Genomic DNA, 15,373 nt, shown 5'->3' on the forward strand with positions numbered 1-15,373 from the left:
TTAGTTGGTGGTTTGAAAATTATTTAATCCCTTTTCTATGAGTTCCAATGTAAAATCGAAACCGCTAATATTCTTAAGTTTACAAAATTCATCATAGAGTTCTTCCAAACCCTCATCAATATGAATCTTGATCAGTTTAGGAATATCTTTGTCTGTCTTATAAATGCCATAGTTTTGACATAATAAACCGATATAAAAATCAATATTAGAACCAAAAAGTACATGTGCAGAATATTCTTTACCGCGTGAATCCTTAATATCTCGGATTGAAAAAGTTCTTCTTTTTGAAAGTGAGAGTGTGTAGGCAATTCTAGCTACCACATTTTCTGTCCCGAGTCCCATTTTCCGGGTCAATTCTGTAACAAGAAGCTTGTTCTTCGCTGAAGTCCTAATTCCAGAGAATACCATGGCTCCTCCTTTCATGTTCGACAAACAATTTGTCGTTTTCAACGGTATCAAATCTGGATCTGTTTTCTCCGTAATTCGAAATAAAGTAGCAACTGTTCACTTTTGGAAGTAAGATTTTATACTCCTCTTCTGCCAACTCTTTTTTTAACAGTGGAAAAATAACCACTTGTTCTGAAATATTGGGATAAAACTCACAAATTATATTTCGTGAATGCAACTGATCAAACTTTTGTAATGGACTATCAATAAAAACAGGAAATTTTACATTAGACTCATCCACTAATGCTTTCAATAAAGCTGTAGCGTATAACTGCTGTTCACCTTTTGACAATGACTCCAATTGAATCTTTTGATTATTGAAGTCATAAAGTTCAACTTCGATTAGTTCATCCGTGAGCAATACTTTAACTTTGTGTACAAATTTATCCTTGTGCATCAAAATTGAAAGCTCTCTCAAGATCCCTGACTCTAACGAATCTTTTTTCTCTTTTTTAAGCTCAAATAGAAATTTCTCCAGAGTGTCAATGAGTCTAGAGGCAATTTGGTCTTTTTCCAAATCTTGTTTCCCAACATTAATTTTTTTTGCAAGTTCGGAAGTTAATCTTGCAATATTCTGCTTTTCAATTTCAAAATGTTCTTTTTCAAGCTTTAATGATGTGATCTCCCTCTCCAATTCTAATACTCTATCATCTAATACCTTTTTCTCGCCCTTAATTTTTTGAACTAGCAAATCTTTATCTTTTGATTCGGCATCACTCAATCTCTTTTTGAGTGCGAAGAGTTTTTGCTTAACAAGTTTGTATTCTTTAAGCAACTGTTTGAAGTATTGCGAATAAGAATTTCTTAGATTACTATTTAGCGAGTTCAGTTCTAGTAGCTGAGATTCTGTAAAATTATGAAGTATTTTGATTGAACTTTGTTCAGTCAAAGTTTCGGAAAGGAGATTGTTTTTGAGCTTGTCAAAAATCACATTTGTAATTTGTTCTGAATTTTCGTTAGGAATGTTATTTTGTCTCAAAATATCAGGTAATTCTGTTTTGAATTCACTTAATTTTTGATCTATTAATTCAAAATTACTCTTTAATTCTCTTGATTTTGCTTCGTTAAATGCTTGGGTTTTCATTTCCTCAAGAAGATTTGAGGCAATTGCAAAAGGTGCAAGTTCAAGTAAATCCTTTACTTGTTGTTTATAAATATCCTCAGAAAATTCAAGCTCTTTACACTCTTGGATTAACTCTTGGTACTCGATTTGACTAAGAACATTTCCTTCACGGATAAGCCTTTCTTGATAATCATTTGAAAGATTTTTCTTTAATTGTTGTTCTTCTATAAGTTGTTGTATCTTGCCGGAGATAAAATCAATATGATCTTCGACTTTAATCGCTCGTTCAGAGTAAGATTTAAATTTCTCAATTTCAGAATCGGAAGCGGAATTTCGTTTTAAACGAATTCTTAATCCTTCCAAATTTGATTTTAGATCTTCATATTTTTTGATGCCTATGATTTCTGAATATGCTCTACTTAATCTTCGTTTATCATCGATGGTCTTTATTTCAGCGAGATTTACAATTTTTTCTGCATCAAAAAAGAAAAATTTGGCTAGTTCTTTTGGTAAAATGAAGTCATTGATGAATATTTCGGGGCCAACCTCTTTAGTGAGTTCATTTGGATTACCATCAATTAAAATATGAAGCGATTCAGAACCCGACTCATTATTATAAACCCGTCTAATCGAGATATTATTACAAGGGAAGGTGGGTATTGAAATATCTGAAAAAACAATTTCGACTGAGTATTCCTTTTCACTGGAAGCTGCTGCTAATTTGTTGAGATTTGATGAGGCATATTTTTTGTATCCACCTGACTCATTAACCTGCACTTTATAAACATCATCAACATCACTCATAGCTTTGCCATAAAGACACCATACCAAAGCAGTTAGGAGTGTTGTTTTTCCATAACCATTATTCCCGGCGATTATGAAGATATTTTTATCAATTGACTTAGTAAAAGTCAGCTCATTAATCCCGTAATATATTCTGAAGTTTTTAAGTCGAACTGCGTTAATAAACATTACATACTTCCGGCGGTTTGATTTAAATACATTTCGAGCTTATTTTCAAAATCATTTTGGAGACCTCGGGTATTCATCAGAATAGTTTTTGTCTTTTGAATTGCCAATAAATCATTTAACAGATCAAAATCCCTCGGGTCATCAGCACAAATATTCTTTAACAGTTGTTTTTCTCGTCTAATCGCTTCATTTGCTTCAGAAAGTCTAAGATTATGCCCGAAAACCGATGCATATATATCTGCTACTGTGAAATTAAAAATATTATCCCGATACCAAAGTACTTGAATTGCCACCAATTCCTGGTAATTTATCAGAATCATTTCGGGTTGAGATTCTTGGATTTCTTTTTGAGCAGTCAATAAAAGCTTTAAAAATTCCGCTCTGAATTCTGCTGTATAAGGACCCCAAACATCATCACCCTCTTGACCGTTGCGTCTTTTTGTTTCTCTGTATTTTCTTTCATTTCGAGTATCCATGAGAAAATCACGCAGTTCCATAAGTGGTTCCATCCACTCTTCCCCATTATTAATCAAGGCTTCCATTGAGCGGTCTTTAGTCACCACAGTACAAATCCAGCATCCGAATCTGCTGTTCCCACAACTCGGGGTAGTGGTATCGATGACCAGAGGACAATCGCCACTATTCGCATTTTTATAAATACTTATAAGTTCTTTGTTGTTTGCACCCCATGGAGATTTCACCTGCATTAAATACTGCCACACTTCATCAGTTTTAACATCCTTAATAGGAGCATACACATATGCATTCGGAAGCACATGTTTTCTAAGCCTTTGTCCGGTCACTTCATGTTTTTGAATACTTCTAGCTCTTGTATTACTCTCGTCAGAACGGGTTCCAAGAAGAATAATTACCTCCCCGGTTTCATCTACTTTTTCTTTGATGAACTGGGTGGTAGGATTAATTTTTAGTCTTTCTGTACACCAACGAAAAGTATTGTTTGGGGCGGGATATCCTTTGCCAATTAGATTGGTCCAAAAAGAATCCTCAAGCTTTGGGGTAGTACGAATAACTTTAAATGGTAGATTTTGGAGAGAAGCCGCTTCCTGGATGAGATTTAAGACTTTTTCAGTATACTCTATAATAAGGGGGTTTTCAACGAGAGTATTATTGCATACAATATATATATCTCTTTCTTTTGGAGTATCAGGTATACCTCGGAGAGAATTCCAAACAACTTGTAACAACATGGTTGAATCTTTCCCACCGGAAAAGCCAATTATCCAAGGTCTTTTGTTGTGTTCATAATATTGGTCGAGGATTTCATTTTCTAAATCTTTGATATTTAGACTCATTTTTCTCCAAGTCAATTGCTTTAAATTATACGATAATATCCATCGTGAAATTACAAAAAAATTTTCAAATAAATATCATTTGACCACTATATTTAAATTCAAATAATTAGAGATTTATAACCTTTCAATCTGCATACACATCAAACTATAATTTTTAGGACAAATCAAATGTATTACAGAAGCGAAATTACATATGATGCAGGAGTTGCGATAAATGCCTTTCAAAAAACATTTCCATCAGCTTTTGCCTTTTTAAGTGCTATTGCAGCAGATAAGATGGATGGGTTTTGGTTAAGCACCAAAAAAAATGCTCATCTATACTACAAGGATGCCTATTTTGTATATATAAAATTTCATCCACCTTATCAATTAGAATTTATCAAACAATATCACTGGCATATAGCTGGTGGAACTCAAGATAGGTCCTCATTATTGTTTGGTGAACAGCTTATAACTCTTGCAAAAAAGCTTGATCTTGATTACAGATTGGTATCGTTTGAGAGGCATGAAAAAATGGTAGTCAAAAGAGATACACCTTTGAAATTTTTTGAGGGATTCTTGGAATTGATCCAAGAATCTTACGAGAAAATTCCGAAAGAATAATATATCTGGCTAAAATAGACACAAAAACTGTCACTTTTTATAAAGTTCTTTGAATTGGCATTTCGACCTTCTTTCCCCTCACAAAACTAAAGATAATCATCAACTGATTTTTGAAATGCCTTTTCCAATTCGGTCAAGAATCGGCTTGAAAAGTTATCACATCTTTTATGTTAATAACCTCTCCGGAGAATGTTTTAGATTCCTCATCGAACGATATGGTGGCGGTGTAGTTTTTGTATTGCATGGTCAGATGTGAGCCCCCCCTCAAAACCCGACCCTCATCCCAATTCCTACTCCGGGATCTGTGATGGTTCCAAGCAACGGGTACAGGGTGACATTTGCATTGTTCTGATGGATGAAATACATGGCGGCATCAAAGACGAGGAGGAAGGCACCCTGCACGAGCAGACTGTTGCCATATCCTGTCAGGAGGTCTTTCTTTTCGGAGTTTTTTGCTTTCTCCTTGAGGAAGAAACCGGTGGCGATGTATGCGAGGTCGAGCCCGGCATTAAGTACGAATATGTTTTGAAGTGTCTGATGTCCTGTTACGGAGTTGTAGAGGGAGAGGGAATCTGTGCCTGTGTTTAGAAGTCCGTTGATGGCGAGACCGAGGTTCACTGTGTTCCAAAGGGCATTAAACTGATTGAAGTATTTGGCTTCCCCCTGCAAAGTGAAATTGAGTGTGGTACCCGAGACAATGTTCGCCAAAGCCCACCCACCGAGAACGAGCATTCCCGTCCGGTTTATGTCGCTTTTCGTTTTCTCAAATTCCTTGAGTGAGGGAATGGCATCCTGTGCCAAAGCAATTACGGAGAGAAATATTAAAAGAAAGAGTGTTTTTTTCATAAAATTGTGACCAATTGCAGGTATTAGGGTTTAGGTATCAGGTATTATTTTTTTTGGTTAAATGGAAGCTTCCCGGTTGGACAATCGGGACGATTGTCGCTCCTTTTCCGAAATTCAACCTTCAGGACAGCTAATAGTTCATAGATCATAGTTCATACCTGTTTCTACCCACATGTCGCCACAAGGGCTTTTTGCAGGTATTAGGGTTAAGGTATTAGGTATTATTTTCTGTACTACTCTGATTCTCCACCACTCCGCTACTTGATCGTCATACTCTCCCGGTGTGCCTGGGCTTCCTCGAAGGTTTTGAATTTCAGTACGCCTTTGTGTACCTTGAATTTCCTCAGGTGAGAAGCGAGTTCATAAAATTCTTTTACTCTTTTGTAATAGGCTTCGTCGGGGTTAAAACACCAGAGATCATGCTGCGCTTCTTCAAAAGTTTTGAATTTTTTGATCATCCGCTACTCCGTGACTTCGCTACTCCGATTCTTCGTTACTCCGTGACTTCCCTACTTCTTCCCCTTCACAATCTCTTCGGCGAGTTTTTTTGCGCCGTAGAGGTCTGAGATGACTTCGACCATTCCCTGTGAGTGGACGGCGATGGCTCTGTTTGCTTCGTCGGTGTAGATGAAGTCGGCGGTGAGTGATTCCACATTGCCATCGAAGACGAGTCCTACGATTTTGCCTTCTTTGTTGATCATGGGTGAGCCTGAATTGCCGCCGATGATGTCGTTTGTAGTGATGAAGTTAAGCGGCGTCGAGAGATCAAACTCTTTTGGGAGGTTCTCCCAGATTTTTGGAAGGTTAAAAGGGAATTTCTTTCCGAATGAGTGATATCTGTCTAAAACACCATAAAAAGTGGTTTTTACGGGTGCAACTGTTCCGTTGTAATTGTAACCTTTTACCACACCGTCGTTGATTCTGAGTGTGAAAGTGGCATCGGGCGGAATCGATTCTCCGTAAACTTTGAAGAGGGCTTCACCGAGCATGCTGTTGTTTACCTGATCACGCGACAACACTTCCTTGTTTATTTTACCGTATTCGGTAAGTTTTTTCTTTGCCGTGAGGATGAACTTAATGACAGGGTCGGTTGAGTTCAAAACATCATCGGATGAACCTTTGAGGAGTTTGTCCCTGTACGATTTGTCCATAAGTTTTGTGGTTGCGAGCAGGTGTTTCTTGGCCTCACTTCCCGTCTTGCCTGCAAAGAGGAGATCCATCAAATCCTTGTTCCCTGAGAGATTGCGGAGGATGAGATTGACCTGCACCTGGAGGTAGCGTTCCTGCGTTTCGAGGTTCATCGTGGCAGGGAAAAATGTAGCTGCGATGGAATCAAGTTTTTCCGCTGTGAACTTGTCGGGATTCGATTTTTTCCCTTCGGCGACCGTTACAAGAGTGGAAGCTATCCGGAAAAGTTCGGGTGAATATCTGCGGTTGTAGTTATATCCAAAAAGTTCGCGTGCGATTGGTTTCAGCCGTTCGCGTCCTTCGGCAACTTCGTCCCAGATGTGACCGTATTTTTCCTTCAGAGTGGGATTTGCCATGACAGCGGCTTTGAAATTTTTCTCAAAATCCTTTTTGCGTGCCACGAGATACTGATCGTTTAGACCTTTATAAATGCCGTCGTAAACTTTCAGACCGTTACCGATTGAATAAAGTTCGGCAATAAGTTTGTAGTTTTCAGTGTTTCCGTTGAGCACCTGCTGCTCGATGATTTTGTAGAGTTCGCTCAGCCATTCAACCACGGGGAGATTGAGGTAGTCTCTTTCAAACTCCATCTGCGCAATGGTGTTGAGGCGGGAAGTGCTGCCGGGGTTACCGATCACAAAAACAGCCTCGCCTTCATCCGCACCTTTTTCGCTCCATCCAAACCAGTCATCTGTTTTTATTGGTTTGCCGTTTTCGTAAGCACGGAAGAACATGCAATCGAGACCGTACCTTGGGAAGGTGAAATTGTCGTAGTCGCCGCCGAGTTTTGCGGTTCTGAGGTCAGGAGCAAAGACGAGCCGCACATCATCATATTTTTTGTAGCCGTAAAGGGAATTTCTGCCGCCATTATAGAGGGGAACAACCATAAAATTGAGTCCGGGATTCTTTTCCGAAGCCTCGTCGATAAGTTCTTCCGATTTCGCTTTTTTGATGGCGATTCTCTCTTCGTCCGTTTTGGCGGTAACGAGGGCATCGTTTATTTTGTCGGTTACATCCTCGATATAAACGAGCTGTTCGATGGAAAGATCGGGGATTCTTCTCTCGTTTTCGTCAGTCCCGGCGTAAAAACCGTCTTTCAGGAAGTCTTCACCCTCTTTTTGACCTTTGTAGATGATGTTTCTTGCGCAGTGGTGGTTGGTCATTATCAGACCGTCTTCGGAGATAAAGGAGGCGGTGCAGCCTCCACCGAAACGAAGTGCAGCTCTTCTTACTTTTGTCAACCATTCCTCTGACGGGCGGAAATTGTAGGTTTTGTCAAAATAGTCGACAGGCGGTTTTTCAAAAGTCCACATCCTTCCCATATCCCATTTTCCGGCTTTGACGGTATCGAGGTTGATGCCCGCATATTGCGAGAAAAGTGAAATGGTGGTAAAAACGAGAAAGAAAAGCTGCTTAAACATCATCTTGGGTTGCTCCGTAGTCCAGTTATTTTAGATATGTGAATTTTCTTGAAGCGGTAAAACTCCCCGCATTCAATCTGAAAATGTAGTTTCCGCTGGTGAGGTTTGTTCCCTCATATCTGAATGAGTGGTTGCCCGCTTCCATGGTTCCGAGGTCTTTTTTATCAATTTCCTGTCCTTCGATTGACCAGACAGTCAGAGTGACATGTGAGGAGACAGGGAGAGAAAAATTGAGAACCGTGGAAGAATTGAATGGGTTCGGGTAGTTCTGGTCGAGTACAAAATTGCCGATAACACCGTATTCAGCCTGAATTGTGTTGCTGTTCGTGAACGAGCCATCAAGGTCAACCTGCTTCAGGCGGAAGTAGTATGTTCCTTTTTCAGAAAGAGGAACCATTGCTTCATAATTGTTGACTGTTGTTGAAGTGCCGGCACCTCTTAATGATGACACCACCTCAAAGTTGGAACCGTCTTTCGACATTTCTATATCAAAACGGGAGTTGTTGGTCTCGGTTGCCGTTGTCCAGAGAAGTTTTACTCCGCCCGTTACCGTTTCGGATGTGAAAGATGTCAATTCAACGGGTGTCCAGCCGACAGGGTAAAGTGTGATATCAAGGGGAGTTTTCAGCCCTGCAGCAACAACCACATTATCGATCGTGAGTGTCTGAAACCCCGGTGCTGAAACGGTGAGATTATAAGATCCGGGATAGATCATGCGGGCATAGGCACCCGAAAGGGTATCGGAAAAAACTTCTGAATTTGTGTTATCGTGACCGTTTATGAAGATTTTTGCTCTTACGGGGTCACCATCGGGATTTCTGACAGCTCCGCCGATTCCTGAGAGAAGTTCTTTCATCAGGTTCAGCCATGCATTTTTGTTGTATGCCCAGATGGTTGGAATGTACGAACCGGGGATAAGTTTTGTACTAGAGAGTTCTATTGTCAATTCTCTTCCGTAGCGGAAATATGTGAAAAAGTCCTGTCTTCCGCCATATACCGAGTACCAGTCCCAACCGTTTGTGATACCGTTGTTGAACTCGGAGAGATAACCGTTGTTGTTACAGTAGAAGTGGACTGTATCGGCATACCTTCTCGAAATCACTTGCCACCAGTTATCATCGGGGTGGCGGGCAACTCTTGAATCCCACGGGTAGTTCACAACCTCGGCACCGCCGTGATAGTTGGCAGAGAGGTTGAAATTTCTGGAGGTGGCGAGATTCATCATTATCTGGGTTTCAGGCTGCCATGAGTTTCCGTCGGGATGCGGACCCTGAACAGGATCGGGGAAGTTTCTGTTGATGTCGATGTTGTTCGCATTTCCTCTTCTTGCACCTGTAACGGTTGAGTTACCCGAGCGGTATGTGCCGTCAGGATTTGCGAGGGGATTAATCCATATCTCGAGATTGTTCACAAGACTGGTTACAAGGGGATCGACACCGTAATTTGAGAGGAGGTGATCGGCAAGTCTAATCATGTTGACATAGGCAGCTGTTTCATCGCCGTGCATCGAGGATGAATGCATGAATCGGGGTTCCGCTTCGGTGGTGTTTACATTGTCGGAGATGACAGCGAAGAGGATTTTCCTCCCCTGTGTGGTGGTGCCTGCATCCACAATTCTGCAGAGATTGGGATAATCGAGTGCGAGGTCGTTCAACATCTGCACATAGGTCTCGTATGTCGGGTAGGTATCCCAAAGACCGAGGGCTTTTGGATTTCCCATAGCGACAGGAACATCACCCGGATGGGGCAACACTTCAACCTTGTAGCCGTTCTTTTCGAAGTTTCTGAACTGTTCTTTATTTGCGTAGGCGGTAACGAATTTACCGTCAAATTTATCGATCGATATGATCTTTGTTATTTCGAGAAGCTCCCTTTTGTCGAAGACGGGGAAGCGGAAATAGACTTCGCCGTTCTTTTCGAAGTATTGGTCGTCAACACTCTGAGCGAACAGCGAGACGGATAGAATAAACAGAGCAAATAATTGCTTAAACATTAGTATCCGGCTTTAAGTAGATTGTATAGTGTGTCAAAAAGTTCGTAACGGGGTTTTCCCTCGTGTTCGAACACAATTTCGTTTGCCTCGTCACTGTCCATTTCGAAAGCTTCGAGATAAGCCTCGATTTCCTGAGCAGTTACGGGTTCCTCACCACTGAATGAAAAATCCTCTTTCACCACGAAGAACCCCGCAATGGCGAGTTCCTGAATTTTGGTAAACCGTGGATTTGTATTCCAGAGGTCTTTGTAGGGGAAGAGCTGGCAACCCGCTTCGAGGAGGACATCCTGGACATCCATCACTGAAACATCTGCGGGTCTTCTCTCTTTTTTAATGGAGAGTGCTGCAAGGGCACCAACTGCCTGACCGATAAGCATCACACACGGTTGAAGCCGGGTGCATCCGTTCACAATATGCGATACGGAAATCGATTTTTCTGCGAGAAGGAGTCCATTCACCCCGGCAGGAATTAGGCAGTCCATCGGAATCTGAAACGGTGCATTTGCAGGGAGTTCTTCGATCAGTCTCTCCTCGGGTTCCTTAAACATGTGACTGTGATGGTGGTCGAGGAAATAGTCACCCACAGCAATTGAATCGCTGATGAGGGGAGGTCTCAGGGTATATTCATCGGGCACCACATCCCACTCTCTCATGTAATAGTTTCCGATGCCTCTTCTGCTTTCACGCACATAGGGAATCGGCGGGAAGTGGTCGGGGGTGTCGTAAGCTGTTTCATCGATGCCCCACTCGGGATGACCGAGCTTTGTCTGCATATAGTGAATGTAATCGCGAGTCAGTTCCTTTGCCTTCTCGAGGTGCCATCCCCTTTTTTCGAAATCATCGTAAATCTCCCTTGTGGTCGGATAATCGTTCGATCTAAATGGCCAGTTGAGGAGATATTTATCGTTGGGAAGTGCGGCATATGAGATGAAACTCTCCCAGTTGTGAAGTTTGTGATTCAGATAAGCTTCATCGGTTGAATTGGAATGTTCCGCCGTTGAATTCACAAATCTTTCGGGATCGTAATTCTCCGAGGGAGGTACAATTTTGATGTTGTTGGGGTCTTTTTTAAGAATCGCACAAAATGTAAGGTCCTGAATTATTTCATCGGGATCATGCGGAGCTGAAGGCTCACCTGACTCAAAGGTTGATTCCCTCCCAAACCGGAAAGGCAGTCCCGCCAGATAGAGAACATCCCCGTACTCCGTGGCTTCGACGGTAATCTCTGCGTGAATCGGAACTTCAGTACTTCCGAACTTCAGTGCTTCAGTGTCTCCGAGGCTCTGAGGTTCTGAAGTTCTGAGGTTCTGCGATTCAGTGTCTCCGGGGTTCTGGAGTTCTGAGGTTCCGAGGTTCTTCGATTCAGTGTCTCCGAGGTTCCGAGGTTCCGAGGTTCCGAGGTTCTGTCGCTCTACCACCGCCCCTTTAACATTATTCGCTTCCTTAATTATTGAGACGAGTTTTGTGTTGTACCAGATAGTGAGGTTATCACCTGCGGAGGCGATGAGTTCGTCGAGGGCTTTTTGTCCCACTCGGGGTTCGAAGCAGGTAAGACTGATCCAGCCTGTGAAGGTGTTGTCGGGACCCCCGTAGTGGTCTTCAATTTTCTTTCTGAATTCGCCAAATATTCCACCACCGACGGCATGTTTGTTGCCGTCGAAAGCAGTTACACCTGCAGCGAGGAACATTCCGCCCACCATGGAGGATTCTTCAACAATCAGGGTTTTAATACCCATGCGGGCAGCCTGAATTCCGGCGCAGATGCCTGATGCACCGCCGCCAATAATCAACAATTCCGTTTTCAAATCGCTATCCTTTTATTTTACCGGAATAAAGTTCAAGTTCGGTAAGTTCAAAAATAATGTGTCCCGCAGTGATGTGTCCTTCCTGAATTCTCTGGACATTGTTCGAGGGGATTACAATAGCCACATCGACCATCGATTTCAGTTTTCCGCCCGTGCCACCGAGGAAACCGACCACTTTCATCCCTTTTTCCTTTGCTTTTTCGACAGCTTTAACCACATTTCCGGAGTTTCCCGAAGTGGAGACAGCCATGAGAAGATCACCCGTGTTTCCGAGTCCTTCAACATTTCTTGCGAAAACATTCTCGAAACCGATGTCGTTTCCGCCTGCGGTGAGGTTTGAAGTGTCGGTTGTAAGGGCAATTGCGGGAATTGCAGGTCTGTTAATTTCGTGGTTGAGTCTGATCATAAACTCGGTTGCGAGATGCTGACAGTCGGCAGCACTTCCGCCGTTTCCACAGAGGAGGAGCTTTTTGCCGTTTTTGAACGATTCAACAAACAGGGTTATCGCTGCAAGGATATCATCTCCGCAGGCTTCTATCATGTCAAGTTTTGTCTGTGCACTTTCGTTTAGAGACGCTACAAGGAAATCTTTTTTAAGCATTTTTTCCGTAATTTTATTATTAATAGTCTACAAACTTAACTCTTTTAGTTTTGATAGAAGAGGAATAAAAACCGCCAATTGAACAAAATCCGATTTATCGGTGTTATAACTTGTATCCCCAGATACTCTCTGAAACTGCCGTTATCTACGGGATAAAAATTGCGACCAATGAATTTCGACATTTAATACTTTAAAACAAACAACATGGCAATATTTTTCACAATTTTCTTCCTTGTTTACGGATCCGCGAACCTTTATGTTTACCTGAGAGGTCTTCAGGCAATCGATGTTGCTCCACTTTATCTTAAAATTATTTACTCCTCCATCTTTCTGCTTGGAGCGCTCGGGTATATTCTCGTCAGGGTATTTGACTGGGACGGAATCCTCTACGACATAGTGCATTATTGGGGGGCACTCTGGTTTGCGATACTTCTTTACGCATTTATGGCGGTTTTTCTTCTCGATATAGTCAGACTGATCGACCGGTTTTTCCCGTTTGTTCCATACAACATCTTCTCAAATCCGCAGTACTTCAAGCTTGCCGTTTTTGGGGTTGTGATGGTTTATCTAATAGGGGTTGTCGGTTACGGAATGTACAATGCAGGAAACATCAAGGTAAAAACCCTCGAGATTACACTTCCGAAAAAAGGGAGTAAAGCATCCGAAATGAAGATAGCGTTCCTTTCCGATTCCCATTTTTCGCCGATCACAGGTTACAAAAAGGCGGTTGAAATTCACGATATTTTAAAAGGACTCGATCCCGATCTCATTCTGATGGGTGGAGATATTATTGATGACAAGGCACACCACCTTGAGAGGCATGAAATTGATAAGGAACTTCGCAAAATAAAAGCACCACTCGGGGTTTACACCATCAATGGTAACCATGAATTTATCAACGGATACAGGGAGAGTGTGGAATTTATCAAAAAATCGGGTATTTCACTCCTCGCTGATTCGAGCATTGTGATCGACAGTTCGATTGTCATTGTCGGAAGGGAAGACCTTTCCATCAACCGCTTTGCGAATAAAAAGAGGAAAGAACTCTCAGAATTGATGGCATCGGTAAAAGAGATGAATCTCCCGGTTATTCTGCTCGATCACCAGCCCTACAATCTTGAGCAGGCCGAACAAAACGGTGTGGATCTGCAACTTTCGGGACATACCCATAACGGACAGTTGTTCCCTGCCAATCTCATCGTTCAGAAAATCTATGAAAAAGCATGGGGATACCATAAGAGGGGTAATACACAATATTACATCTCATCGGGAGCGGGTGTGTGGGGTCCGCCCGTGAGACTCGGAAGTGATTCCGAAGCTATACTTCTGAAGATCAAGTTTGAATAGTAAAAAAGAGGTGTTATTCAATAAGTAACGCCCCTTTTGCAGTCACACAAAAAATTATGACTAATTTACCCGTGTAACTTTTACTTTTTTCACACGGGAATCTTATGAGAAAGACATTGTTGTTTGCCCTCCTCTTACTTACGACGGGCATTCATTCACAGAGTCAACAGCTAACCACAAAACTTGAAGCAATAAAAAACAACAGGGGCGTCCTCGGGATGTCAGTAACGGTAGTGAAGGATAAGGGAGTCTCTTATTCAAAAGGATTTGGACTAAGGGATGTGGGGCGCAATCTTCCCGTTAACGATTCATCAATTTATCGTATCGCCTCCATTTCAAAAATGGTGGCCGCCATCGCTCTGATGCAACTGTATGAAAAACGACTTGTGAATCTCGATGCTGACATCAGCAACTATCTCGGGTTTAATCTCCGCAACCCCGCATATCCCAATGACATAATTACCGTTAGAAAAGTGATTTCCCATACCGCAAGCCTGAGGGACGGTTCGGGCTACGATGGTTTCCTTTCGGCTACCTATAACCAGAATCCACCGCCAAATATTCAGGCTCTCCTGACTTCAGGCGGATCATATTACACCTCCGACATGTACAGCAACACCAAATCACCAAATTCGAACTATTTTCAATACTCCAATGTCGATTTTGGGGTTATCGGAACGGTTGTTGAAAAGGTCTCAGGAAAGAGATTCGATATTTATTGCAGAGAAAATATTTTTATTCCTCTCGGGATGGATGCAGGATATAACATTCAAGACATTTCATCATTCAACGATATTGCGGTACTCTACAGAAAAAGCGGCGGACAATGGGTGGCACAAGCCGACAACTTCAACGGCATTAAACCCCCGCCACGCGACTTTTCCCAATATGTTATTGGGAACAACGGACTTATCTTCGGACCACAAGGGGGACTCCGAACCTCTGCCCGCGACCTCTCTAAAATTTTGACTGCACTCCTGAATAACGGTTTGTACGGCAATACCCGTATCTTAAATGACACAACCTGTGCACGATTGAGAATGATGAACTGGATCTACGACAACACCAACGGCAACAACTACTACGGTATCTTCAATTCCTACAGCTACGGACAGCACAGGACCACGGAACTTCTGCCCACGGAAGTCCTCTATGGTCACCCCGGCGAAGCATACGGACTTATTAGTGATGCCTACTACTCAACCGACAAACGGTTCGGAATTGTTTTTATCACCAACGGCGGTCAATGGGGGTACGGTGTTTACAGCGGTTGGTATGATGTTGAGGAAGATGTCTTTCAGGCATGCCTCTCGGAGATGAACAACCTCACGGGAGTAACGGATGAGGAACCACAACCAAACACCTTTACCCTTTTGCAGAATTATCCCAATCCATTTAATCCGGCAACAACCATTGTCTACACCCTCGCTGAATCAGCATTTGTAAAACTTTCCGTTTTCAACATGATGGGTGAGGAAGTGGCGGTACTCGTTTCAGGTGACCACCCTGCGGGCTCATTCAACGCAAGGTTCAAACCTGAAAATCTGCCATCCGGAATTTATACATATAAACTTTCGATCCTTATCAATGCCGGAAGGATGTTTGCATACCAAAGGAAGATGGTTTATTTGAAATAGCTATGAACTGTGAGCTATGATCTATGAGCTATTAACTTTGAGCTATTAACTTTGAGCTGACCTGAATTTTGGAAAAGGAGCGACAATCGTCTCGATTGTCCCACCGCAAATTTCCGGGATATCCACAAAAAATAATA

Annotated in this window: 12 protein-coding genes; 3 read left to right on the top strand and 9 right to left on the bottom strand. The window is 42.2% G+C overall.

Features of this window, described 5'->3' with window-relative positions; all coding sequences use genetic code 11:
* From J0L60_02175 to dndC, 3 genes are read right to left on the bottom strand one after another with little or no spacing between them, the layout of a single operon-like run.
* Nucleotides 1-408 carry a DndE family protein gene (locus J0L60_02175; GenBank protein ID MBN8544914.1) on the bottom strand — a complete coding sequence of 136 codons (408 nt, stop codon included), beginning with the start codon at nucleotides 406-408 and terminating at the stop codon, nucleotides 1-3.
* On the bottom strand, nucleotides 389-2,482 hold the full coding sequence (dndD, locus tag J0L60_02180; GenBank protein ID MBN8544915.1) for a DNA sulfur modification protein DndD: 2,094 nt from the start codon (nucleotides 2,480-2,482) through the stop codon (nucleotides 389-391). Before dndD ends, J0L60_02175 begins: the two co-directional genes overlap by 20 nt.
* The gene (dndC, locus tag J0L60_02185; GenBank protein ID MBN8544916.1) at nucleotides 2,482-3,795 is read right to left on the bottom strand and encodes a DNA phosphorothioation system sulfurtransferase DndC; all 1,314 of its coding nucleotides are present in this window, start codon (nucleotides 3,793-3,795) and stop codon (nucleotides 2,482-2,484) included. The genes dndD and dndC overlap by 1 nt, the downstream gene beginning before the upstream one ends.
* A gap of 168 nt (nucleotides 3,796-3,963) precedes the next feature.
* Here dndC and J0L60_02190 point away from each other — a divergent pair, with 168 nt between their 5' ends.
* The gene (locus tag J0L60_02190; GenBank protein MBN8544917.1) at nucleotides 3,964-4,398 is read left to right on the top strand and encodes a hypothetical protein; all 435 of its coding nucleotides are present in this window, start codon (nucleotides 3,964-3,966) and stop codon (nucleotides 4,396-4,398) included.
* A 264-nt stretch (nucleotides 4,399-4,662) separates the two neighbouring features.
* Here J0L60_02190 and J0L60_02195 read toward each other — a convergent pair whose 3' ends face one another.
* The 6 genes from J0L60_02195 to J0L60_02220 form a co-directional block, all read right to left on the bottom strand.
* Entirely contained in the window at nucleotides 4,663-5,244 is a 582-nt protein-coding gene (locus J0L60_02195) for a hypothetical protein (GenBank protein ID MBN8544918.1), read from the bottom strand.
* A gap of 257 nt (nucleotides 5,245-5,501) precedes the next feature.
* Nucleotides 5,502-5,702 (bottom strand): hypothetical protein, encoded by a 201-nt coding sequence (locus J0L60_02200; protein ID MBN8544919.1) that lies wholly within the window; start codon nucleotides 5,700-5,702, stop codon nucleotides 5,502-5,504.
* 51 nt (nucleotides 5,703-5,753) lie between these two features.
* Nucleotides 5,754-7,856 (bottom strand): S46 family peptidase, encoded by a 2,103-nt coding sequence (locus J0L60_02205; protein MBN8544920.1) that lies wholly within the window; start codon nucleotides 7,854-7,856, stop codon nucleotides 5,754-5,756.
* 22 nt (nucleotides 7,857-7,878) lie between these two features.
* Entirely contained in the window at nucleotides 7,879-9,846 is a 1,968-nt protein-coding gene (locus tag J0L60_02210; protein MBN8544921.1) for a carboxypeptidase regulatory-like domain-containing protein, read from the bottom strand.
* Complete coding sequence (locus J0L60_02215; protein ID MBN8544922.1) at nucleotides 9,846-11,651, bottom strand: FAD-dependent oxidoreductase; 1,806 nt, start codon at nucleotides 11,649-11,651, stop codon at nucleotides 9,846-9,848. The genes J0L60_02210 and J0L60_02215 overlap by 1 nt, the downstream gene beginning before the upstream one ends.
* A 4-nt stretch (nucleotides 11,652-11,655) precedes the next feature.
* Nucleotides 11,656-12,252 (bottom strand): SIS domain-containing protein, encoded by a 597-nt coding sequence (locus J0L60_02220; protein MBN8544923.1) that lies wholly within the window; start codon nucleotides 12,250-12,252, stop codon nucleotides 11,656-11,658.
* 204 nt (nucleotides 12,253-12,456) lie between these two features.
* On the opposite strand from J0L60_02220, the gene J0L60_02225 reads away from it, so the two are divergent.
* Both J0L60_02225 and J0L60_02230 read left to right on the top strand, forming a co-directional pair.
* On the top strand, nucleotides 12,457-13,599 hold the full coding sequence (locus J0L60_02225; protein MBN8544924.1) for a metallophosphoesterase: 1,143 nt from the start codon (nucleotides 12,457-12,459) through the stop codon (nucleotides 13,597-13,599).
* Nucleotides 13,600-13,703: 104 nt separating this feature from the next.
* On the top strand, nucleotides 13,704-15,236 hold the full coding sequence (locus J0L60_02230) for a serine hydrolase (protein MBN8544925.1): 1,533 nt from the start codon (nucleotides 13,704-13,706) through the stop codon (nucleotides 15,234-15,236).
* Nucleotides 15,237-15,373: the final 137 nt, after the last annotated feature.

This window comes from Ignavibacteria bacterium (genome assembly GCA_017302895.1).
Taxonomy (GTDB): Bacteria; Bacteroidota; Ignavibacteria; order Ignavibacteriales; family Ignavibacteriaceae; genus UTCHB3.

Coding starts and splice junctions, on each gene's coding strand:
- J0L60_02175 (MBN8544914.1), bottom strand. CDS start 408: ATGGTATTCTCTGGAATTAGGACTTCAGCGAAGAACAAGCTTCTTGTT.
- dndD (MBN8544915.1), bottom strand. CDS start 2,482: ATGTTTATTAACGCAGTTCGACTTAAAAACTTCAGAATATATTACGGG.
- dndC (MBN8544916.1), bottom strand. CDS start 3,795: ATGAGTCTAAATATCAAAGATTTAGAAAATGAAATCCTCGACCAATAT.
- J0L60_02190 (MBN8544917.1), top strand. CDS start 3,964: ATGTATTACAGAAGCGAAATTACATATGATGCAGGAGTTGCGATAAAT.
- J0L60_02195 (MBN8544918.1), bottom strand. CDS start 5,244: ATGAAAAAAACACTCTTTCTTTTAATATTTCTCTCCGTAATTGCTTTG.
- J0L60_02200 (MBN8544919.1), bottom strand. CDS start 5,702: ATGATCAAAAAATTCAAAACTTTTGAAGAAGCGCAGCATGATCTCTGG.
- J0L60_02205 (MBN8544920.1), bottom strand. CDS start 7,856: ATGATGTTTAAGCAGCTTTTCTTTCTCGTTTTTACCACCATTTCACTT.
- J0L60_02210 (MBN8544921.1), bottom strand. CDS start 9,846: ATGTTTAAGCAATTATTTGCTCTGTTTATTCTATCCGTCTCGCTGTTC.
- J0L60_02220 (MBN8544923.1), bottom strand. CDS start 12,252: ATGCTTAAAAAAGATTTCCTTGTAGCGTCTCTAAACGAAAGTGCACAG.
- J0L60_02225 (MBN8544924.1), top strand. CDS start 12,457: ATGGCAATATTTTTCACAATTTTCTTCCTTGTTTACGGATCCGCGAAC.
- J0L60_02230 (MBN8544925.1), top strand. CDS start 13,704: ATGAGAAAGACATTGTTGTTTGCCCTCCTCTTACTTACGACGGGCATT.